Origin of the sequence: Polaribacter sp. IC073, from assembly GCF_007997075.1 — a bacterium.
In the GTDB taxonomy this organism is placed as follows: domain Bacteria; phylum Bacteroidota; class Bacteroidia; order Flavobacteriales; family Flavobacteriaceae; genus Polaribacter.
This window is the reverse complement of sequence record NZ_VORS01000009.1, coordinates 193,503-214,610: the sequence shown is the minus strand read 5'-3', so window position 1 is coordinate 214,610 and position 21,108 is coordinate 193,503. Positions and strand designations below refer to the sequence as shown.

The window sequence follows — 21,108 nt, the reverse complement described above, 5'->3', positions numbered from 1 at the left end:
TTAAATTGTGTAAAAGGCAGTTTCTAAAGATTGAGTAAAAAGAGTTAAACGATTAAATCATTTTCGGTATGAAACTAAAGGTTTGCGGAATGAAATATGTAGAAAATATCCAAGAAGTTGCAGCACTGCAGCCAGATTATTTGGGATTTATTTTCTATGAAAAGTCAAAACGAAATTTTGAAGGAATTATTCCAGAGCTTTCAAAAGCTATCAAAAAAATGGGTGTTTTTGTAAACGAATATCCAGAGATTGTAATTTCTTTAGTAGAGGAGTACAGTTTAGATGCCGTTCAATTACATGGCGATGAGTCTGTGGAGTATGTGAGAGATTTAAAAAAGCAGCTAGCAGAAAGAAGGGCTTTATTTATTGAAGAAAATAAACAGATACAGAAGAAAAAGAACCAGCATTATATTGCTGATAACGAAGTTGAAATTATTAAAGTTTTCGGAATTAAAGATGAATTCAATTTTGATGATTTAAAGCCTTATTTAGCGCATGTAGATTTCTTTTTGTTCGACACGAAAGGAGAAGAAAGAGGAGGGAACGGAACAAAATTTGATTGGACAGTTTTAGAAAAATATCCTTTTGAAAAACCATTTTTTCTAAGTGGAGGAATTGGATTGGAAGCCGTTGAGGAAGTACAAAAAATAATGAAATTAAATTTACCAATTTATGCTTTAGATGTAAATAGTAAATTTGAAACTGCACCAGGCAAAAAGAATATAGAAGAATTAAAGAAGTTTAAAATTAACGTCATTAAGAACAGCGTGAAGTAACCTGCTAATTTATTAAGAGATTGCTTCGTTCCTCGCAATGACAGAATTATATAAAATATGAAATCAAAATTTCACCCAGACAAAAATGGCTATTTCGGACAATTTGGAGGTGCATTTATCCCTGAATTATTGTATCCAAACGTGAAAGAATTAGCGGATAATTACATTCAAATTATCGAGTCAGACGAGTTTCAAAAAGAATACAAATCTTTATTAAAAGATTATGTTGGCAGACCCACACCGTTGTATTTGGCCAAACGTTTATCAGAAAAATATGGCGCTACTATTTATTTAAAACGAGAAGATTTAAATCATACAGGAGCGCACAAAGTAAATAATACGGTAGGTCAAATTCTAATTGCTCAGAAATTAGGAAAAACGAAGATTATTGCAGAAACAGGAGCAGGCCAGCATGGTGTTGCAACGGCAACAGTTTGTGCTTTAATGGGGTTAGAATGTACTGTTTTTATGGGAGAAAAAGACATTGTTCGTCAGGCACCAAATGTTGCTAGAATGAAAATGTTAGGGGCAAAAGTAGTTCCTGCTACAAGTGGTTCTAAAACCTTAAAAGATGCTACGAATGAAGCGATAAGATATTGGATTCAGAATCCAGATACTTTTTATTTAATAGGTTCTGTGGTAGGTCCACATCCACACCCAGACATGGTTGCTCGCTTACAAGCTATCATTTCAGAAGAAATGAAATGGCAATTAAAGGAGAAAACAGGAAAAGAAAATCCGGATACAATTATAGCTTGTGTTGGTGGAGGTAGCAATGCTGCTGGTGCTTTTTATCATTATTTAGATGATGAAGATGTAGAGTTAATTGCTGTAGAAGCTGCTGGTTTAGGAGTAAATTCTGGTGAAAGTGCTGCAACTTCTCAATTGGGAGAGGTTGGAATTATTCACGGAAGTAAAACCATTTTAATGCAAGATGAATACGGCCAAATAGTAGAACCTTATTCTATCTCTGCTGGTTTAGATTATCCTGGAGTTGGACCTTTGCATGCATTTTTATATGAAAGTAAACGTGCCAAGTTTATGAATGCAACAGATGAAGAAGCTTTAGCAGCAGCTTATGAATTAACAAAAATAGAAGGAATTATTCCTGCTTTAGAAACAGCACATGCGTTGGCTGTTTTATCAAAAATAAAGTTTAAGAAAGACCAAGTTGTGGTAGTGAATTTATCTGGAAGAGGAGATAAAGATTTAGAAACGTATATTAAACATTTAGACGAATAATGAATCGTAATATCGTACATATTGAAAAAGAATTATTTGGTTTAAGAAACGAATTAAAAAACCATTCCTTATATAAGAAGCTACATACTTTAGAAGATGTGCAGCTTTTTATGGAGCTTCATGTTTTTGCCGTATGGGACTTTATGTCGCTTTTAAAAGCTTTACAAATTAATTTAACCTGCGTTTCTATTCCATGGGTTCCTGTTAAAAACGCGGAATTAGCTCGTTTTATTAATGAAATTACTGTTGCAGAAGAAAGTGACTATGACGCTAATGGAGTGATTAAAAGTCATTATGAAATGTATTTAACAGCAATGTTTGAGGTGGGAGCAAAAACAGCTAATATTAATAACTTCATTAATGAGCTAAGGGGAAATGGTTCAATTGAAAAGCCCCTAGAAAACTTAGAAGTTCCAACGGCAGTAAAAGAATTTTTAAACTTTACATTTGAGACTATAAAAACAAATAAAAATCATTTAATTGCTGCTGCATTTACCTTTGGTAGAGAAGATGTAATACCAGATATGTTTATTAATATTATTGAGAAAGCATCCTTAGAAAACAGAAAATCGTACGATAGCTTTACGTATTATTTAAAGAGACACATTGAATTAGACGGAGATGAGCATGGACCTTTATCACTAAAAATGATTGAAGAATTATGTGGAAGTGATGCAGAAAAGTGGAACGAAGTTTTAGAAACGGCTAAAAAAGCGTTGCAAGTTAGAATGAACTTATGGAGTTCAATTGAGCGACAAATAATGAATAGAAATTAAAATTATTGATATGAATTCAATCCAAGAATTATTTCAGAAAAAAGATAAAGATTTATTATCCATTTATTTTACTAGTGGATATCCTAAGTTAGAAGATACAACTAAAGTAATTTCATCCTTAGAAAAAAACGGGGTCGATTTTATTGAGGTTGGCTTGCCGTACTCAGATCCTATAGCAGATGGACCAACCATTCAAGAAAGTAGTCAGATAGCCTTAGAAAACGGAATTAATTTAGATATAATCTTTGAGCAGTTAAGTACTATCAAAGAAACGAATACAACTCCTTTAGTTTTAATGGGGTATTTAAATCAGTTGTTAAAGTATGGTGAAGATAAATTCTGTAAAGCATGTGTAGCTTGTGGTATTGATACTGTAATCATTCCAGATTTACCAATGGTAGAATTTGAGAATCATTATCGAGCGTTATTTGATAGCTACGGAATTACAAACGTATTTCTAATTACACCTCACACATCTGAAGAGAGAATTAGAAAGATAGATTCTTTTACGAAAGCATTTATTTATGTTGTTGCTTCTGCGTCTATAACTGGCGCTAAGGGAGAAATTTCTAATCAGCAAATTGCATATTTTGAAAGAATAAAAGGAATGAATCTAGAAAGTAAACTAATTATAGGTTTTGGTATTTCTGATAAGCAAACGTTTAACACCGCTTGTAAGTATGCTAACGGAGCCATTATAGGATCCGCTTTTATAAAATACTTAGGAAGCAATGGCGTTGATAAAATTAATAATTTTATAAAGCCAATTATTTCCTAAGCATAAAATTGCAATTAATAAGTTGTAATTTTTATAACTCCAGCGGCACCTCTAACTCCGTATAAAGAAGCTTCAGAACCTTTTAAAACTCTGACGCTTTTAATGTCGCTTGGGTTAATAGATTCTATATTGTTTTTACTAATAACAGCATTGTTTAATACAAATAAAGGTTCACTTGAGCCTAATAAACTAGATGTGCCTCTAATTATTATTGTATTGTTAGGAAATACTTGTACACCTGAAACGCGACCTCTTAAATAGGCATATATATTAGCATATCTAAATCTATTCGGGTTTTCTTTTTCTTCTTTATTTAAAGCAGCAAATTTAACTTTTAACTTAGAACTCATTTTATTAAAAGTAACATCTATGTTTCTTGAGTTGTTGTAATCTACCTCAGTAAGCCCATAGTTAGGTGCATAAAAAGTAATTACTTTAGGTGTTTTTCTTAGCTTTAAAGAGTAATAACCTTTTCTATTTGTTTGTTTATTTTGTTTTTTATTGTCGATAAATATCACACAATCTTCAATAGGTCTATTTAATGAATCTTTAACAAAACCAGAAATTTTTATTTTTACTTTTTTCTGAGCAAATGAAGAACTTGCAGCAGTCACAGTAAATAATACTAGCATTACTTTTAAAATATTTTTCATAGTAAGTTTTTGTTTGAGTTTAAAAAGAATCAATAATTATACCAAATTTAATGTATTATTACTCTAATTGTTGAACGGTTCTGTGTTAAAAAAAAGTAAATATTATTTTCAAGTGATGATACTTTCGGTTTAATTAACACTAATTAATTTGATATCAAAAACTAAAACGGCTCCTCCAGGAATACTTCCACGCCCATTTATTCCATAGCCTAAATTAGACGGAACTAATAAAATGCCTTCTCCACCTTCTTTAAAATAAGGAATACCTTCTGTCCAACCACGAATAACTTGATTCAACCCGAAAGCAATGCCATTTGCACTACTTTGATCAAAAGTAGTTCCATCTAAAAAATATCCTTTGTATGCTACGGTAACATTAGAGGCACTGCTTGGTCTAGTTCCTGTACCTTCGTTGTTAATTACATAATACAAGCCAGAATTGGTTCTGGTTGCGTTAAGGTCATTGTCTTCTATATATTTAACAATATCAGCTTCTGTTTGTGGATTGAAATTTGAATTATCACTAGCACAAGAAGCGAACATTAGTAAAGAGAAAAAAGCAAATAGGTACGATTTCATTTGAGTTTTTTTTAATTTTAAGCGAATATACTCAGGTTATTTAGAATAAACCATTTCTCCATTTAAATAAGTTGAAACGGCTGTTGTTTTATGAATTTCTTTTCCTTTAACTTGCATAATATCTTGATTTAAAATCACAAAATCGGCAAACTTACCAACTTCAATAGAGCCTTTTTCATCTTCTTCGAAATTAGAATATGCAGCCCAAATTGTCATTCCTTTTAAGGTTTCTTCTCTTGTTAAAGCGTTTTTCATTTGAAATCCGCCTTCGGGATAATTGTCAACGTCTTTTCTAATAGTTGCTGCGTAAAATGTTAAAAACGGATTTACTTTCTCTACAGGGAAGTCTGTTCCCAAAGCAATTTTACCATATTTATTTAATAAATCTTTAAAAGCATACGCACCTTTCATTCTTTTTTCACCAATTCTATCTGCTGCCCAATACATGTCTGAAGTTGCGTGTGTTGGTTGCACAGAGGGTAGAATATTATTAAAATGATCAAAATCTTCTTCGGAAATTATTTGTGCATGTTCAATTCTCCAGCGTCTGTTTTTAGCATCTTTTAAAACCTCTTTGTAGGTTTTTAGCATCCAAGTATTTGCAGAATCTCCAATTGCATGCGTATTCATTTGGTATTCTGAAGCGGCAATTTGTTTTGCAATTTCTTGATATCTCTCTGGAGCATAAATGAAAGCACCAAAATGATTTTCTCTATCTGAATATGAAGTACGCATTGCAGCTCCTCTAGAACCCAATGCGCCATCACCATAAACTTTAAAAGAACGCACATTTAACCTGTCTGTTTTTATAATTCCTTTATTTATATAGTAATCTAGGTTTTTTTGTGTTGCAGAAACCATTGCATATACTCTCATTTTTAAAGCACTTGCTTGCTGTAAACTATCAATTAGCTCTATAGTGTTTTGTCCTAGACCAGCATCATCAACAGTAGTTAAGCCATAAGAAAAAGCTGTTTTTTCGGCATCTAATAAACCTTGAATTGCTTCTTTTTTTGTCTCGTTAGGTACTTTTATAAACCCCATAGCAGCATCAATTAAAACACCAGTCATTTCTCCGTTCTTAACAATAATTTCGCCACCAGAAACCTTGGTGTCTTTTGTAATACCAGCCAAATCAATTGCAGCCTGATTCACTAAATACGCATGCCCATCGACTCTTCTTACCGCCACAGGAATTGTAGGAAATAAAATATCTAACTTTTCTTTAGTAGGGAATTCTTTAACCTCCCAATCGTTTTGATCCCAACCACGACCTGTAATAAAAGTAGTATTTTTCTCTTTCTGAAAAGCAACAAGTCTTTCTAAGACTTCATCATAACTTTTAGTGCCTTCTAAAGAAACTTTTTGTTGTTGCATTCCCATACCATAAAAATGACAATGAGCATCAATCAAACCAGGAACAATAGTTTGCTTATTGGCATCTACTGTTGAGGTAGCGTTATATTTTCCTGTAATTTCTTCATTTTTACCAACAGCAACAAAAACCCCGTTTTTTACAGCAAAAGCTTCTGCTTTATCAAAATTATTGTTTACTGTGTAAGTGTTCGCATTAATTACAATTAAATCTACTTTTTCTTTACTACATGAAAGAAGTGAAAGTATAATGGTTGAGTATAAAAGTATTTTATTCATTTTTTAAGATTCTTTATTTATGAGTTTTTGTAAATAATATAAGCGCAATACATTAATAAAAATTGAAGTGGAACTCTAATAAAAGCAATTTTTTTAGAGCCAATTGCAGGTCTAATTTTAGTAGCATCCCAAATATGAATTGGTAGAAAAATAATCATTAAAATAAAAATTCCCGTTGCGGCATTTTGTACTGTTCCAGAGAAAAATAAACCCAATCCTAAAAAGAATTCAATAGCACCAAAGATATAGTTAATAGTACGTTTTGGTAGGAATTCAGGAATAAAGTGCTTAAATATCTTTGGTTTTATAAGATGCATAATTCCTGCAAAGCAGAAAAGTATTCCGAATAAAACTCTTAAAAAAAGTATGGTGGTTTCCATGAAGTTAAGATATCATCAAATTAAAATTGAAAGCCTTATTATATAATGTATCTGTTTTTACTTCGGAAGAAAGTCGCTTAATTTTACTTTTTGTTTTAGTAGTATAAAAATATGGAAGTAGAAATACATTCATGCGTGAAGCGTTTAGTTCGCTTTAAATTTACAAAAAGGAAATGAGAAAGACTATTTTTTACATTTCATTTAATTTTTTGGTAGCTTCATTATATAAAGAGCTGTGTTTTCTATAGTTTTCTTTAGACATCGATTTTAATTCATCAATAATTTCTAGTAAGAGTTCTTTCGCTTTCTCTTTTTTATTATTGCGAATGTAAAATTCAGAAAAAGAAAGTCTTTCTTTATAATTAGAATACCTTTTATCAATTTTTAAAAGTTCATTTTCTGCTTTTTCGGAAAAACCTTTTTGTTCTAGTGCTAGTCCGTAAAAATAGATCGTGTCTTTAAAATCTTTTTCTAAATTTATTTTTTCCGAATATGAAATTACTTTGTCATAGTTCTTCGTTTTAAAATAACAGAGAATTAATTTATTTAGCGTATAAGGTTCGTCTTTAAAGTTACCTTCTAAAGCTTTTTCATATTGAAGAATTGCATTTTCGAAATCTTTGTTTGCTAGATATGCATCTGCTAAATTTATTTTATTCTGAAAGGTATTAGAAAAGGTCAACTCCTTTTGTAAAGTGTTAATTCTCTTGGTAGGATTTACAATATTTGTAATTTCAGAAGCTACAGAACTCACCTCTTTTTTATTGATAACTTGGGTAATTAAGTATACAATACAACCTAGTATCGGAATAAAAAAGATGATAAAATACCAATAATAACTATTTCTGTTTTTATACGCATGGAATAGGCAGTATGCTTGTAAGCCAATAATGAAGTAGTATAACATAAGTAATTTAATTAAAATGTTTAATTATTGATAGCTTGTTAAAAATCAAACTTATAAGTAACTCCTCCTAGAACTTGAAAACCTTGCATATCAAAATTAGCGAAACGTTGGTATTTTGTATTCAATATATTATTTAGTCTTAAAAAAGCAGAAAACTTATCATTAAAATGATAACCTCCATTTAAGTTTACGTCTGCAAAAGAATCTAAAGTTTCTACACCTTGTAAACTTGATGGAAACGTTGCATTATATAAAACATCTTTACGTTCATCTTCATAAAAAATAGCAGCGGTTGCATACCATTTTTCTACTTTATATTTTGCCGAAAGTGCTCCTTGTAAACTTGGTAAATTATAGCTTTCTAACGCATTTGTAGTGCTGTAATTGTCATATTTAATTTGTGTAGAGAAGGTTAGGTTTTTATCAAAAATATATTCAACTTCTGTAAAAATTGAAGTTGAGTTCACATCATCATAATAAATGCTGAAAGAATTTCCGTATTCATACCCTTTAAAACCGGTAATATTTCCATTAGATTTAGAATTATTTCTTAAAAAAAGTGGTTTGTCTTCTTCTTTTTTTGTACTTACTTTAATATTATAACTAAGATCTCTTGAAATATTTCCTCTTACACCAATAAAAAAGTTTGACGTCTCTGCCGTTTGTGTGATAAACAAAGTTGGTGAAACATACGGATTCTCTTCTGTGAATTTTTTATAAGTATTGGTTTCTAAATTCCCTGTAAAACCACCATAAGCGTTTATATAATCTTTTAAGACGGTTGTCTGCAAAAATAAATCTGGAAACAGGAAGAAATTAGTAGCATCATTTTCTGGGTCTAATGAAACAAAAGTTCTTAAACTGGCTTTCATTGAGAAGTCTAAATATTCGAGCGTGTATTCTGGTATTATCTTTACAGTAATTTGATTGTAGTTTATTTCACCAGCATTGTCATAGCTTTTCTTAAAAGAGCCTTGCAAGAACTCTACTCCGGTTTCTACAGAAATTTCGTTTAGATTGTTACTTAAGAAATCTAAAGGAAAAACTAATTTCGAATCAAAATTTACGATTACTTCTGAACTGTTATATTTGTCTGTAAAATAAGAGGCAGAAACCTCGCCAAAATCAATGTAAGAATCTAAAAACTCTAACTTTCCGGCTAATTTAAAATAGTTGTAATTCTGTTCTTCATCAATTGCATTGATTACATTTTCTAAGAAAATTTTATCTTGAGGCAAACCATACCAATTGTAATTATTTCTTTCGGTGTCTAAACTTACTTTCCAATCAAAACTTCTTGTTTCTTGTTTGTAAAAAGCAGTAGCATTAAAATTTAAAAAACTACTATTTAGAAGGGTGTTTTTAACATTCTCATCTGAAGCGTTATATTTAGCATGCAAACCAAATTCATTGTCAAAACGAGTGTTATTATAGATGAATAACTCTGCATAAGGACTTGCATAATTACCAAAACCAGCAGCCAAGTAATTATTGTAAATCCTTTCTTTTACACCAGCATTAATCTCTTTTGCAACCCCTGTTTGAGGTGTAAATGTAGAAGCCACGGGCGCAGAGGAAATAGTGTATTTTAATTTTTTCTTTTCACTTTTTTTTAGCAACTTAATTGCGGGATTATTTTTTATCTTTTTAGCATCTGCAATTTCAGGATTGTATTTTGTTACCACGTTTACAACCGCTGTTTTTACAATAGTATCTCTCTTTTTTTCTTGCGCATTGGCAGAAAAAATACCGATTAAAATAATGTAAATAAGAAAACCTTTTTTCATTAGTACTGTTTTTCTGGAGTTACCGAATTGTTTGTTTTTGCTTCGTTTTTCTTGATACTGTCTAGCTCTATTTGTGCACTTTGTATAATGTCTTTAAACTCCTTAAAGTTTTTTATTACATTTTCTAACACAAAAGTTGCTTGATATACATCATCTAAACCGTAGTAGTTTTTACCCATTACCACATAACTTTTTACAGCCCAATATTTATAAGTAGCATTTTCTGCAATTAATTTCTGAACCACTTTATTAGACGCTTCATATTCTTTTTGCTGATTTTTAAAATAGGCGTTGTAATACAAAGCCTCTGCTTTTAATTCTTCGTTTGCCGTTTTTTCTATTTCAGAATAATATGCTTCTGCAGTATTAAAATCTGCTGTTTTAATAGAAGACCTCGCAATAATTGTTTTGGCATCATTTTCTATTGTAGTATCAATTTTATCCCTTTGTAATATTTTTTTAGCGTATACTATAGCAGGTTCGTAAGCTTCTGTCTCATAATAGCCTTTCATTAAATTACTTTGCGCAAAAAGGATATTTTCTGAAACGTAAGCTTCTTGTTCTAATCGATCTAAAAGCGGAAGTGCTTCATTAAAGTTGCCCTCTTTTAAATAGATTTGAGACAATTTGTTTAGAGATTCTTCAGTATATTCAGAGAGATCTCCATTAATTATAAAATCATAATAAGTTATTGCTTTTTTAAATTCCTTAACCTTAAAGAAAACATCTCCTAAATAATAATTTGCTTTTATTTGATGCAATCCTTCAGGAAATTCTCTAAGATATTTTTGAAGGCTTGCAATTATTTCTTCACCAACTTTAGAGGTTATATATTTTTTTTCTGCAATTGCAAAAGTGGTGTTGTCTAATTCGGAATTGGTAACATTTATAAATTTTAAAGTAGCAATCCAATTTACGTAATCTTCTAAACTTCCTTCTTCTATATAAACATTTCTTGCATTGGCAACAGCTTCCAAAGCATCTGGAGAATTAGGAAACCTTGCTGCCACATCTTTATATTTCATTAAAGATTGCATGTTTTCATTATCATTAAAATATAACAAACCTTGTCTTAATAAAGAACGCGATAAGAATACACTTTTAGGATGTTTCTCTACCAATCTATCATAAGCAATATGTGCGTTTTTATGATCTTTTAATTTCGAGTATGTATTACCAAGTTGGTATAAAGCATCATCTTTTAAGTTAGAAACTTGGTGCTCATTAAGTACTTTTTTAAGAAAAACTATTTTTGCCTCATTGTCATCTATAAAACCATAACTCATTGCTATTTGATATGCCGCATAATCTGCACCGAAATTCAAATGATTGCTTACTATTTTATAGGTAGTAATGGCATCTCTATAATTTGTTGTTGCAAAATAACTATCTCCTAAACGAATTAAAGCATCATATTTTATGGGATCTGAAAGCGCATTGTTTTGTAGAAATTTAGAAAAAGCAGCAACCGCTTTTTCATACTCTTTTAATTTAAAATGACTGTAACCAATATTATAATCGATAAAAACAAAATCATCTGTTCTATCTAATTTTAGAGATGAGTTTAAAAGGATAAATTTTGCTAATGCCTCTCTATAATTTTCTAATCTATAAGTAGTTTCAGCTTCCCAATAGTGCGATTTTTGTTTAATTTCTAAATATTCAGATTTCTTACCCTCTGTAAAATAAGAAAGCGCATCTTGGTATTCATTTTTATTAAATAATTGAATTCCTCTGTAAAAAGAAACTTCTAAACTTAACGCTATATTTTCTTCGGATTTTTTTTCTGATAAAAACGTTAAAGCTCCTTCATAATTTTTCTGATTTAAGAATGATGAAACCACCAATTCATTTATTTCTTTATATGCTTTAGATTTCGGATAGGCTTTTAAGTAGTTTTGTAAAACCTCTGAAACGGGTTGAAAAGGATTGCCTTCTTCATAACTTAATTTCGCATAACTTAAGGCAGCATCTTCTTGTATGTTTTTATCAAAATTCATTTCAGCAGCAGATTTAAATGCATTCAAAGCAGCTGCTTTCTTATCTAAATTTATATAGCATTCGGCTAAATGATAGTAGGCATTTTGAGAAACTTTATTCTTTTCATCAATAATTTTATTGAAACTATTAATCGCAGTTTCATAATCGTTTTGTTTGTAATATGCGTATCCTAATTGATAAAAATCGGTGTTATTCCATTTTCCTTTTGTGCCTTTGTAGCCTTTTAAATAAGGAATGGCTTCAGTATATTTTTTAAGATTAAAGTAACTCTCTCCAATAATTTTAGAAACGTCTGAAGTAAATTTTTTATCTAATGTTGGCAATAATTCTAGACCAACAGCGATACAGCGCTCAAATTTACCCGCTTTAAAGCTTATGTCTAACAAATAGTAAGAAATTTCTGCTCGGTAAGACTCGTTATCTGCAATTTCTTTTAAAGTGGATTCTGCAACACCATAATCTTCTAATTTGTAAGAAATAAAGCCAAAATAATACCTAGAATCGTTTCCATATTTAGCATCATTAATTAAAGGAAGAAAACGCGCTTTGGCTAAAGTTAAGTTTTTGGTAACTAAAAAACAATATCCCATTTTAAAGTTGAGTTCTTTTTGATCTTTTTTAGAAAGCTCATCTGCAGCTACTTTTTGAAACCACTTTAAAGCATAAGCAGCTTTTTTATTTGCAAAATAATAATTTGCTACAGTAAAAAAAGCAGTGTTTTTTTTATTGCTGTTAGGGTTTTCTTCAACAAAAGAAAGTATTTTGCTGTCTGCATCTGGTTGATTTAGCTTTACAGCACACAAAGCGTCATAATAAGAAGCATCGGCTTTTAAATTAGAACCAGTAGAAGCCTTCTTAAGAACGCTTTCGAAAGTTTTTTGAGCAGCAGCATACGCTTTTGTATTGTATAAATTCAACGCATTATTATACGCTGTTAAATCTGTTGCATCTGCAATTGTTTGCTGCGAATAAGAGTTCATTGCAGCAAAAGAAAGAGCTAAAGAAAGAATCAGTTTTTTTAAAAAATGAAATTTCATATATTTATTTTTATTCTCAATAATAGTTAACGAACAATTTTTTAATTTGTTGGGTAGGGGAACAAAATAATATTGCAATTCTAGTCAAAAATAAGAATTGTTAGCAATTCATAGTAAAGAAATCATCTAAAACTTTTAAGTTTGTAGAAACTACGTAATATTATGAATAATCTTGTTTTACAATTAGAAAATGCAGACATCTATCAAAGAGATAATTTAGTGCTTTCTAAAGTGAATTTAACCATTAATAAAGGTGATTTCTGTTATTTAATAGGAAAAACAGGAAGTGGAAAAAGTAGTTTAATGAAAACATTGTATGGAGATTTACGCTTGCAAAAAGGAACTGGAAGTATAGTAGGTTTTGATTTAAAAAATTTAAAAGAAAAGGAAATTCCGTTTTTAAGAAGAAAAATAGGAATTGTTTTTCAAGATTTTAAGTTATTAAATGACAGAAACGTCTTCGATAATTTAAAATTTGTACTAAAAGCAACTGGTTGGAAAGATAAAGAACTTATGAAAAATAAAATTCACGAAGTTCTAGATAAAGTGGGATTAAAATCTCAATATTATAAAAAAACGTTTGAACTTTCTGGAGGAGAACAACAAAGAGTTGCTATTGCAAGAGCACTTTTAAATGACCCCGAATTAATTTTGGCAGATGAACCAACCGGTAATTTAGATCCGAAAACTTCTATGGAAGTGATGGAGCTTTTAAACAAAATTCATAAAAGCGGAAAAACCATTCTAATGGCAACGCACGATTATCCGTTAATTGTAAAGTTTAAACAAAAAACATTAAAATGCGAAGGCGGTGAGTTGTTTGAAGTTGCCCAACAAGCTACTCTTTAATGCTTTCTGTACTGATACCAACATATAATTACAATGCTTCTTTTCTGGTGGAGGAAATGCATCAACAATTAACTTTAGAAAATATAATTTTTGAAATTATTTGTCTAGATGATGGCTCTAATTCATCTTTAAACAATAAAAATGAAAAGATAAATAAATTTTCTTTTAGTAGTTTTAAAAGTTTAGAGCACAATATCGGTAGAAGTGCAATTCGTAATTTATTAGCAAAAAAGGCATCCTATACTTGGTTGCTTTTTTTAGATGCAGATGTACTTCCTGCAAACGCTACTTTTATCAAAAAATACATCGCTTGTATTAAAGAAGAAAAAACTGTTTTTTGTGGTGGAATTTTATATCAAAATAAAAAAGAAAATTTTAATTTGTTACGTTATAAATACGGTAAAAAGCACGAAGAAATTCCTCTAGAAAAGAGGATAAAAAATGCTAAAAAGTATTTTTTTACTTCTAATTTTTTAATTGAAAAAGTGATTTTTGAGAGTGTACTTTTTGAAGAAAAATTAACCCAATATGGTAGAGAAGATCTGTTGTTTTCTCTAGATTTAATCAAGAAAAAATTCACTATCAAGCATCTCTCGAATGAAGTATATCATCTAGGCTTAGATAAAAATACTCTTTTTGTTTCGAAAACCAAAAAAGCTATGGAAAACCTTGTTTTTATTGAAGATAATGAATTTATTACAGAAAAAGAGTTGCCTATCTTAAAACTTGTTGGTAAGTTTTCTAAAATTAAAATGACTAGAATAGTTAGTAAGCTTTATCCTTATTTTGAAAAACTGTCAATTAATAATTCATCTGTCTTCTTTTTAAATTGTTTGAAAGTAAGTTATCTGTGTCACTTAAAAGCGAGGCATGAATAGAACCGAAATAGCACAGATTATTTTTGATAATTTAAATAGTAACAAAGAGGTTCTAAAAGCTCAGTTTTTAAAATCTAAAGAAACTATTGGTTATTTTTTTATTGATAATTTACTGCCAGAAGATTTGGCTTTAGATATTCATAAAAAATTTCCAACAACAAAAGAAGCGGTAAAAAAGAAGAATTTAAGAGAATTTAAATTCACGGCGTATCAAATGGATTCGTATCATCCTTTTTTAGAGGAAGTAATTTATGCTTTTCAAGATAAACGAGTAATACAATTGGTGTCTGAAATTTGCGAATTGGAGGAAGTTTACGGTGACGAATATTTGTATGCTGGCGGATTATCATTAATGAAAAAAGATAGTTATCTGAATCCGCATTTAGACAATTCTCATGATAAAGATAGAAACAGGTGGCGTGTTTTAAATCTACTTTATTATGTAACCCCAAATTGGAAGCTAGAAAATGGAGGTAATTTAGAAATTTGGCAAAAAGGGTTGCAACAAAAGCAAACTACTTTAGAAAGTAGGTTTAATAGATTGGTAGTGATGACAACGCACCAGAATTCTTGGCATTCTGTGAGTAAAGTTGTAAAAGAGGGAGTAAGGTGTTGTGTGTCTAATTACTATTTTTCAAGTACACCTATTTTAACTTCAGATACATTTCATGTAACAACTTTTAGAGGAAGGTCTACCGAAAAAGTAAAAGATTTTTTCTTAAGATTAGACAATGTTCTGCGTTCTAATATACGTAGTGTTTTTAAAAAAGGAGTTAGAGAAAATCCGCATCAATATAAAAAATAGTTATTTTAAATTGCTGAATATAGATAGTAATTTGGGCTCTTGTTTTTCCCAAATTAAAATCTCTTTCGCTAGTTTAAGTTCCTTGGAAAAATCCTTGTTTAAAATTTCTTCAATTTGTTTGGCTAGTTCTTTCGGATTAGTGTTTTTTACAATTTCTCCCACTTTATAACATTTAATGATTGCGCTCATTTCGGGAAGGTTAGAAACCAATATAGGTACTTCAGCTTGAATATAGTCGAAGATTTTATTAGGTAAAGCAAACCTATAATTAAGACCTAAATCTTCTTCTAAACTAACACCTAAATTTGCAAGTGGTGTTAATTTATGTAAATCAACCGGAGCAATTTTACCTAAGAAAATAATTTTATTATTTAGTTTTTCTGAAGAAACTTTATCTTTTAAGATGTTGTAAATATCTCCATCTCCAATGATAACCAAAAGATGATGTTCTAGAAAGTGCATTGTTTCTATTAAATTTTCTAAACCACGCCCAACATTAATAGCACCTTGATACAAAATTATTTTTTTATCACTAGATTCAAAAGGAAAGTGACCTAATTTCAATTCTTTTTTAGTGGGAAGATTCATAATGGTTTCAAAAGAGCTGTTGTATTTGTTTTTATAATAGCGTGCAATACTATTGCAAACAGTATAGTTGTTTTGTAGTTTTGGAAGCAGCCATGTTTCTAGAATAAGCCAAACTTTTTTTACTTTAGGTCTGTTTACTAGTTCTGGGATTTCTGAAAAAAGTTCATGGCTATCAAAAACTATTTTTTTTCTCTGAATTTTAGCAACCAAGTAATTTGGTAGCAGAGTGTCTAAATCATTTGATAGTAATATGTCTTTTTTTGTAAATAATAGATAGAAGAATAGTCGAAAATTATACTCAGCGAAGAAAAAAAATCCAGTATTAAAAAGTAATCGAATCCTTTTGGTTTGATATTTTCGATCTAATTTTTTACTATTTTGTAGCTTTCTCCCAACTAATAAAACGTTAAAATTATTATCAGCTAAAGTATCACAAACCTTAGCCACTCTTTGGTCTGTATATAAATCATTGGTAACTGTAACGATAATTTTTTCCAAATTAAACAGGTTTTGTGCAATATAAAAACAATAAACTTAATTGTAGTTTATTTTTGCTTTTCAAAAAATAAATAACTGGTTTCATTTTTACCGTTGTTGATTTTTTGTACTTATAAGCTAAAGGACAATCTTTTTTTAATAATTTATGTTAAATTAACGTTAATTATGTAAGAAATATAATTATATTTGATATAATTGTTGTGAACTTTAACAATAACAATAATATTATATTACTAAATCTCTCAAATAAAACGGTAATACTGTTTTTCTTATTCTAGTTATAGAAAAAGATTGCGTTAGGATATAACTTCATACTGAATTCACCTCTTATAAACACTTTTTCGCTAAAGCAGAAAGGAGTTTTTTCTAGTTTTTAGATTTTATCATAAAAAAGAGAATTATACGATATAATTCTAGTTATTAATTGAATATTAAAGTTTAAAATAAGTTTAGTTTAACAGCAAAATATACAATACTTATGAGTAAATGTCCTTCTTGTAAATCTGGTTCTAAGAAAAGAATATCTAGTGGTTCGCTTTTAAAAAATATTTTTAGAACAAGGATTTATAAATGCTATGAATGTAAAGTTAAATATATTAGAGTACCTTTTTTATTGTCATCAATAATTATAAAAAAGAGAATAGAAAAGATTAAAAAAAAACCTCAACAAATTGATTAGCAATGAGTTGAGGTGTCATAAAGTGGAGACGCCGAGAATCGAACTCGGGTCCAAACAAGCAGCCAAGAAGCTTTCTACATATTTAGTTCTTTCTTAATTTTCGATCAAAGGCTGATTAAGAACAATCCACCTTTAACTTATCTTCTTTAGTTTCAGAAACCCGTCAAAGTACCAGATTTCCTATATTTACTTTTACGATATCCAAAAGTGAAACGCCGTAAATCAAGGCTGTTCGTGGACATAAAGCTTGCACACCTAGTGTGCCGAGGCCAATCCTACTATAATTCGGATTATGCAGCTAAAGCGTAGTTATCTTCGCCGTTTAAAAAGTTGAAATTAGGTTTTACGAGTGTTATTTCATAACTCGATATGCTTACAAATTCACTGACCTTGCTGTCAAAACCAGTCGTCCCCATAATGTCAAAGAAGTATTTTTCTCTAATAAAATAAAAATACCGTTTGCAAAAGTATAAAAAATACAGTTGTTTATCGTAATAAATTCTAATATCTTCGAGGAAATATTATTCCATTAACGCTGAGCCTGTTTCAGTACCATATAAAAATAGAAAAACATGAAGTTTGGCATTATAAAAGAGCGTAAAAATCCACCAGATAGAAGAGTTGTTTTTTCTCCAAGAAAGTTAAAAGAATTCAAAGATAAATTTACTGCTGCTAAAATTGTTGTAGAAAGTTCTCCTATTCGAGTTTTTTCTGATGCTCAATATAAAGAAACAGGTATAGAAGTCACAGAAGACATGTCTAATTGTGATGTTTTATTTGGTGTAAAAGAGGTGCCGATTGATGCTTTAATCAATAATAAAAAATACTTTTTCTTTAGTCATACGATTAAAAAACAACCCTATAACAGAGATTTATTAAACGCAATTTTAGAAAAAAACATCGAATTGTATGACCACGAAACCATTACTAAAGAGAATGGTGCACGTTTAATTGGTTTTGGACGTTATGCAGGTATTGTAGGTGCTTACAATGGTTTTAGAGCAATTGGATTGAAAAATGAATCCTTCAATTTACCTAAAGCAGAAATATTAGATAGTCAGCAAGAGTTAATTGCAGCGTTGCATAAAATAAAATTACCTGCCTTAAAAATACTTTTAACAGGAAACGGTAAAGTAGCTTATGGGGCAAAAGAAATGTTAGATGCGATGCGTATCAAGCAAGTTTCTGTAGATGATTATTTATCCCAATCTTTTAATGAACCTGTATACTGTTTGGTAGATGTTTTAGATTATAACAAACGTGTAGACGGTGAAATTATAGATAATTCTGATTTTTATAATAATCCTGAAAAATATATTTCAGATTTTATGCGATTTGCAAAAAGTACAGATTTTTTTATTGCAGGTCATTTTTATGGAAATGGTGCACCCTATTTATTCACGAGAGAAGATGCAAAATCAAATAATTTTAAGATTAAATTTGTAGCTGATATTTCTTGTGATGTAGATGGGCCAGTTGCTTCTACATTAAGAGCTTCTACAATTGCAGATCCAATCTATGGTTATAATCCTAACACAGAATCTGAGGTTCATTACAAGGATAAAGAAGCTATTGTTGTTATGGCGGTAGATAATTTACCTTGTGAATTGCCTAAAGATGCTAGTGAAGGCTTTGGAGAAATGTTCTTAGAAAATGTAATTCCAGCTTTTTTTAATAATGATAAAGATGGTGTTTTAGAACGTGCTAAAATGACTGAAAATGGAAAGCTTACAGAACGTTTTTCATATTTACAAGACTACATTGAAGGGAAAGAATAATGATGGAAGATAGACAGTTTTTAATCGATTTAGCAAAAATGAAAATGCCTTTTGGTAAATACCAAGGTAGATTTCTAATAGACTTACCAGAGCATTATATTGTTTGGTATAAAACAAAAGGGTTTCCTAATGGAAAATTAGGGAAACAAATGGAGTTGGTCTACGAACTTCAATTGAATGGTTTAGAAGATATTATTAGAAAAATTAGGCAAGATTATACTTAATACTTCATTCCATATAAAATAGAATATATTTGTTTCTAGAAAACTATCTAACTTCTATAGTTTTGCTAACAAAAAATGAATATAAATGAGTTGGTAAATAATCCGATTTTCACAAAATCGGCATCTATATTTTTTCTTTTTATAATTGTCTATGTAATTGTAAAAATTTTACAAAAAGCAACTTTTAGAGTCGCAAAAGACAATAGTTCTAAGTACAAGTTTAGAAAAATGATTAATTTTCTGGGCTATGTATTATTTGTTTTCGGAATCTTATATATTTTTAATACCAAACTTTCTGGTATTGGTACTGCTTTAGGTGTTGCTGGTGCTGGTATTGCTTTTGCCTTACAAGAAGTAATTGTGAGTGTAGCAGGCTATATTACCGTCTTTACAAGTAATTTCTATAGAGTTGGTGATCGAGTAAAATTAGGTGGTATTAAAGGAGATGTTATAGATATAGGACTATTAAGAACCACTTTAATGGAAATTGGAGACTGGGTAAATGGCGATTTATACAATGGTAAAATGGTTAGAGTTGCGAACAGTTTTGTTTTTAAAGAACCTGTTTATAATTATTCTGGCGACTTTCCTTTTCTTTGGGATGAAATAACGGTTCCTTTAAAAACAGCAGGAGATTATCAATATGCAAAGGAAATTTTTGAAAAAATTCTAGAAGAAGAAGTTGGTGCTTTTGCAGAAACGTCTCAAGTTGCATGGGACAAACTCATAGGGATTTACAGCATAGAAAATGCAAGAGTAAAGCCGATGGTTTCTATGGTTTTTGATGAAAACTGGATGACTTTTACCTTGAGATATGTGGTAGACTATAAATCTAGAAGAGGGACAAAATCTATTTTGTTTGATAAGATTTTAGCTGCAATTAAAGCTTCTAAAGGAAGAATTGAAGTTGGTTCTGCGGCTTTTGAAATTACTGCTTTTCCTAAAAATTAATTTACATAATTAATGATACTTAGATCATCCATTCGTCATCTTTTTTGATGTCATAATTTTAAAGGGCATCTTTTTTTGAGTTGCAATTTTAGAAAAAATGGAGCTAACTTTACATATTTCTGTAATACTTGGCTATGATGTAACTATTGGAAAAGTGATACAAACTTTAGTTAAGGGTGCAAAAAACATGGATTAGATTCTAGAAAAGCAGAACCCTTTTGTTTTGGTGAAAACCTTAGATAATTTTTACATTAATTATCAAGTTAACTGTCACATTAAGAATCTATAAGAAGGCGCGGTAATCTATTATTTAGTACATGAAAGTGTTCAAAATTAATTATACGATGCTCGTATCTTATAATATTGTCTCCACATTTTAACAGATTAGAGATGCGGATTTTATAACTGCTCCACCAGAAAATGTTCCAAAAGGATATGTGAAACCAAAATTTAAGATAGGAAATTGGAAGTTGTTTTTAAGAGTATTTTAATAGATACTAGAAACGCTCTTGTAATTCTTTTGTTCTATTAAAATTATCTCTCTACAATACCATACGTAGCATGTGCAATTGCTAAAATAGTAAGGGAAGAATACCAATATCCTGGAATTACAAAACAGTAAATCCCCAAAAGTAAAGACAAACCGCTTAAATAAAGAAGGTTTTTACGTGCGTTATTTTTAAAAAGGAATAGAAATAGTGCGTATAAAATTAAAAAAGAGGGAGTAATAAAATCAATTAATCCCTGATTCATCAGAATAATTAGAATAGAAAAAATAATAAGTATTCCTGTAAAGTACTTTCTAACGGCAGCTTTTGTTTTACCATTCCATAATTGTTGTTGAAACCTATTTACATTTCTTTTGCCACTAAAAAACATAGAAAGAGAAGAAAATAGTACAAAAACACCAGCCAAAGAAATGAAGATAATCTCAATAATTTGTATAGATAGTAAGCCCAACGCATGATCTTCAATCAAAAAACTATCTAATATATATTTGTAAGCATACGCTAAAAGGAAAAAATAGACGCCAATAAGTATGCTTGTAAATCCTTTTAAAGTAAAATTGACTTCAAAATTATCGTGTAAAATTGTATTTTTAACCATATTTTTTTATAACTTTCGTAAAGATACAAAAATGAAAAGTAGTTTTATTTAAAATAATGAAGCCAGCAGAAGAATACATTTTAAATCAGCCAGAATCATTCGAATCTATTTTATTGCATTTGCAGATTTTAATCGAAACTACTTTTCGGGAAGTAGATTTGCAGTTTAAATGAAAAACCATT

Annotated in this window: 19 protein-coding genes and 1 other RNA gene; 10 read left to right on the top strand and 10 right to left on the bottom strand. The window is 29.9% G+C overall.

What is annotated here, in order from left to right; translation table 11 throughout:
- Positions 1 to 68 precede the first annotated feature (68 nt).
- Genes ES045_RS14125 through trpA form a run of 4 tightly spaced genes read left to right on the top strand, consistent with a single transcriptional unit; the run spans position 69 to position 3,572 of the window.
- Positions 69 to 776, top strand: a complete 708-nt coding sequence (locus tag ES045_RS14125; RefSeq protein ID WP_147116922.1) for a phosphoribosylanthranilate isomerase — start codon at positions 69 to 71, stop codon at positions 774 to 776.
- A 57-nt stretch (positions 777 to 833) separates the two neighbouring features.
- A complete protein-coding gene (gene trpB / locus ES045_RS14120) occupies positions 834 to 2,018 on the top strand; it encodes a tryptophan synthase subunit beta (protein ID WP_147116921.1) in 1,185 nt (394 codons plus the stop codon).
- On the top strand, positions 2,018 to 2,794 hold the full coding sequence (locus tag ES045_RS14115; RefSeq protein WP_147116920.1) for a DUF3050 domain-containing protein: 777 nt from the start codon (positions 2,018 to 2,020) through the stop codon (positions 2,792 to 2,794). The genes trpB and ES045_RS14115 overlap by 1 nt, the downstream gene beginning before the upstream one ends.
- A 10-nt stretch (positions 2,795 to 2,804) precedes the next feature.
- Entirely contained in the window at positions 2,805 to 3,572 is a 768-nt protein-coding gene (gene trpA / locus ES045_RS14110; protein ID WP_147116919.1) for a tryptophan synthase subunit alpha, read from the top strand.
- 14 nt (positions 3,573 to 3,586) lie between these two features.
- Here the strand turns inward: trpA and ES045_RS14105 are convergent, their stop codons facing one another.
- The 7 genes from ES045_RS14105 to ES045_RS14075 all read right to left on the bottom strand — a co-directional run bounded on the left by ES045_RS14105 (position 3,587) and on the right by ES045_RS14075 (position 12,569).
- Entirely contained in the window at positions 3,587 to 4,225 is a 639-nt protein-coding gene (locus ES045_RS14105) for a TonB-dependent receptor plug domain-containing protein (protein WP_147116918.1), read from the bottom strand.
- Positions 4,226 to 4,354: 129 nt separating this feature from the next.
- Positions 4,355 to 4,804, bottom strand: coding sequence for an FKBP-type peptidyl-prolyl cis-trans isomerase (locus ES045_RS14100; RefSeq protein WP_147116917.1), 450 nt, complete (start codon positions 4,802 to 4,804; stop codon positions 4,355 to 4,357).
- A gap of 36 nt (positions 4,805 to 4,840) precedes the next feature.
- Positions 4,841 to 6,457, bottom strand: a complete 1,617-nt coding sequence (locus ES045_RS14095; protein ID WP_147116916.1) for an amidohydrolase — start codon at positions 6,455 to 6,457, stop codon at positions 4,841 to 4,843.
- 17 nt (positions 6,458 to 6,474) lie between these two features.
- On the bottom strand, positions 6,475 to 6,837 hold the full coding sequence (locus ES045_RS14090; RefSeq protein WP_147116915.1) for a MauE/DoxX family redox-associated membrane protein: 363 nt from the start codon (positions 6,835 to 6,837) through the stop codon (positions 6,475 to 6,477).
- Between the two features lie 190 nt (positions 6,838 to 7,027).
- Complete coding sequence (locus ES045_RS14085) at positions 7,028 to 7,744, bottom strand: hypothetical protein (protein WP_147116914.1); 717 nt, start codon at positions 7,742 to 7,744, stop codon at positions 7,028 to 7,030.
- Between the two features lie 38 nt (positions 7,745 to 7,782).
- Positions 7,783 to 9,531, bottom strand: a complete 1,749-nt coding sequence (locus tag ES045_RS14080) for a TonB-dependent receptor (RefSeq protein ID WP_189663112.1) — start codon at positions 9,529 to 9,531, stop codon at positions 7,783 to 7,785.
- A complete protein-coding gene (locus ES045_RS14075) occupies positions 9,531 to 12,569 on the bottom strand; it encodes a tetratricopeptide repeat protein (protein WP_223267262.1) in 3,039 nt (1,012 codons plus the stop codon). Before ES045_RS14075 ends, ES045_RS14080 begins: the two co-directional genes overlap by 1 nt.
- Before the next feature lie 162 nt (positions 12,570 to 12,731).
- Here ES045_RS14075 and ES045_RS14070 point away from each other — a divergent pair, with 162 nt between their 5' ends.
- The 3 genes from ES045_RS14070 to ES045_RS14060 are packed head-to-tail and all read left to right on the top strand — an operon-like array spanning position 12,732 to position 15,101.
- The gene (locus ES045_RS14070; RefSeq protein WP_147116913.1) at positions 12,732 to 13,418 is read left to right on the top strand and encodes a cell division ATP-binding protein FtsE; all 687 of its coding nucleotides are present in this window, start codon (positions 12,732 to 12,734) and stop codon (positions 13,416 to 13,418) included.
- Positions 13,418 to 14,296, top strand: a complete 879-nt coding sequence (locus ES045_RS14065; RefSeq protein ID WP_147116912.1) for a glycosyltransferase family 2 protein — start codon at positions 13,418 to 13,420, stop codon at positions 14,294 to 14,296. Before ES045_RS14070 ends, ES045_RS14065 begins: the two co-directional genes overlap by 1 nt.
- Positions 14,289 to 15,101 (top strand): 2OG-Fe(II) oxygenase, encoded by an 813-nt coding sequence (locus ES045_RS14060; protein WP_147116911.1) that lies wholly within the window; start codon positions 14,289 to 14,291, stop codon positions 15,099 to 15,101. The genes ES045_RS14065 and ES045_RS14060 overlap by 8 nt, the downstream gene beginning before the upstream one ends.
- Here the strand turns inward: ES045_RS14060 and ES045_RS14055 are convergent, their stop codons facing one another.
- Positions 15,102 to 16,187 (bottom strand): glycosyltransferase, encoded by a 1,086-nt coding sequence (locus tag ES045_RS14055; RefSeq protein WP_147116910.1) that lies wholly within the window; start codon positions 16,185 to 16,187, stop codon positions 15,102 to 15,104.
- A 699-nt stretch (positions 16,188 to 16,886) separates the two neighbouring features.
- Positions 16,887 to 17,280, bottom strand: a transfer-messenger RNA (tmRNA) gene (gene ssrA, locus ES045_RS14050).
- Between the two features lie 158 nt (positions 17,281 to 17,438).
- Between ssrA and ES045_RS14045 the strand changes: the two genes are divergently transcribed.
- The 3 genes from ES045_RS14045 to ES045_RS14035 all read left to right on the top strand — a co-directional run bounded on the left by ES045_RS14045 (position 17,439) and on the right by ES045_RS14035 (position 19,819).
- A complete protein-coding gene (locus ES045_RS14045; RefSeq protein WP_147116909.1) occupies positions 17,439 to 18,644 on the top strand; it encodes an NAD(P)-dependent oxidoreductase in 1,206 nt (401 codons plus the stop codon).
- Complete coding sequence (locus ES045_RS14040) at positions 18,644 to 18,868, top strand: DUF3820 family protein (protein WP_147116908.1); 225 nt, start codon at positions 18,644 to 18,646, stop codon at positions 18,866 to 18,868. The genes ES045_RS14045 and ES045_RS14040 overlap by 1 nt, the downstream gene beginning before the upstream one ends.
- A 75-nt stretch (positions 18,869 to 18,943) precedes the next feature.
- A complete protein-coding gene (locus ES045_RS14035) occupies positions 18,944 to 19,819 on the top strand; it encodes a mechanosensitive ion channel family protein (RefSeq protein ID WP_147116907.1) in 876 nt (291 codons plus the stop codon).
- A 534-nt stretch (positions 19,820 to 20,353) separates the two neighbouring features.
- Here the strand turns inward: ES045_RS14035 and ES045_RS14030 are convergent.
- Positions 20,354 to 20,926 (bottom strand): hypothetical protein, encoded by a 573-nt coding sequence (locus ES045_RS14030; protein WP_147116906.1) that lies wholly within the window; start codon positions 20,924 to 20,926, stop codon positions 20,354 to 20,356.
- Positions 20,927 to 21,108: the final 182 nt, after the last annotated feature.

Coding starts and splice junctions, on each gene's coding strand:
- ES045_RS14125 (WP_147116922.1), top strand. CDS start 69: ATGAAACTAAAGGTTTGCGGAATGAAATATGTAGAAAATATCCAAGAA.
- trpB (WP_147116921.1), top strand. CDS start 834: ATGAAATCAAAATTTCACCCAGACAAAAATGGCTATTTCGGACAATTT.
- ES045_RS14115 (WP_147116920.1), top strand. CDS start 2,018: ATGAATCGTAATATCGTACATATTGAAAAAGAATTATTTGGTTTAAGA.
- trpA (WP_147116919.1), top strand. CDS start 2,805: ATGAATTCAATCCAAGAATTATTTCAGAAAAAAGATAAAGATTTATTA.
- ES045_RS14105 (WP_147116918.1), bottom strand. CDS start 4,225: ATGAAAAATATTTTAAAAGTAATGCTAGTATTATTTACTGTGACTGCT.
- ES045_RS14100 (WP_147116917.1), bottom strand. CDS start 4,804: ATGAAATCGTACCTATTTGCTTTTTTCTCTTTACTAATGTTCGCTTCT.
- ES045_RS14095 (WP_147116916.1), bottom strand. CDS start 6,457: ATGAATAAAATACTTTTATACTCAACCATTATACTTTCACTTCTTTCA.
- ES045_RS14090 (WP_147116915.1), bottom strand. CDS start 6,837: ATGGAAACCACCATACTTTTTTTAAGAGTTTTATTCGGAATACTTTTC.
- ES045_RS14085 (WP_147116914.1), bottom strand. CDS start 7,744: ATGTTATACTACTTCATTATTGGCTTACAAGCATACTGCCTATTCCAT.
- ES045_RS14080 (WP_189663112.1), bottom strand. CDS start 9,531: ATGAAAAAAGGTTTTCTTATTTACATTATTTTAATCGGTATTTTTTCT.
- ES045_RS14075 (WP_223267262.1), bottom strand. CDS start 12,569: ATGAAATTTCATTTTTTAAAAAAACTGATTCTTTCTTTAGCTCTTTCT.
- ES045_RS14070 (WP_147116913.1), top strand. CDS start 12,732: ATGAATAATCTTGTTTTACAATTAGAAAATGCAGACATCTATCAAAGA.
- ES045_RS14065 (WP_147116912.1), top strand. CDS start 13,418: ATGCTTTCTGTACTGATACCAACATATAATTACAATGCTTCTTTTCTG.
- ES045_RS14060 (WP_147116911.1), top strand. CDS start 14,289: ATGAATAGAACCGAAATAGCACAGATTATTTTTGATAATTTAAATAGT.
- ES045_RS14045 (WP_147116909.1), top strand. CDS start 17,439: ATGAAGTTTGGCATTATAAAAGAGCGTAAAAATCCACCAGATAGAAGA.
- ES045_RS14040 (WP_147116908.1), top strand. CDS start 18,644: ATGATGGAAGATAGACAGTTTTTAATCGATTTAGCAAAAATGAAAATG.
- ES045_RS14035 (WP_147116907.1), top strand. CDS start 18,944: ATGAATATAAATGAGTTGGTAAATAATCCGATTTTCACAAAATCGGCA.
- ES045_RS14030 (WP_147116906.1), bottom strand. CDS start 20,926: ATGGTTAAAAATACAATTTTACACGATAATTTTGAAGTCAATTTTACT.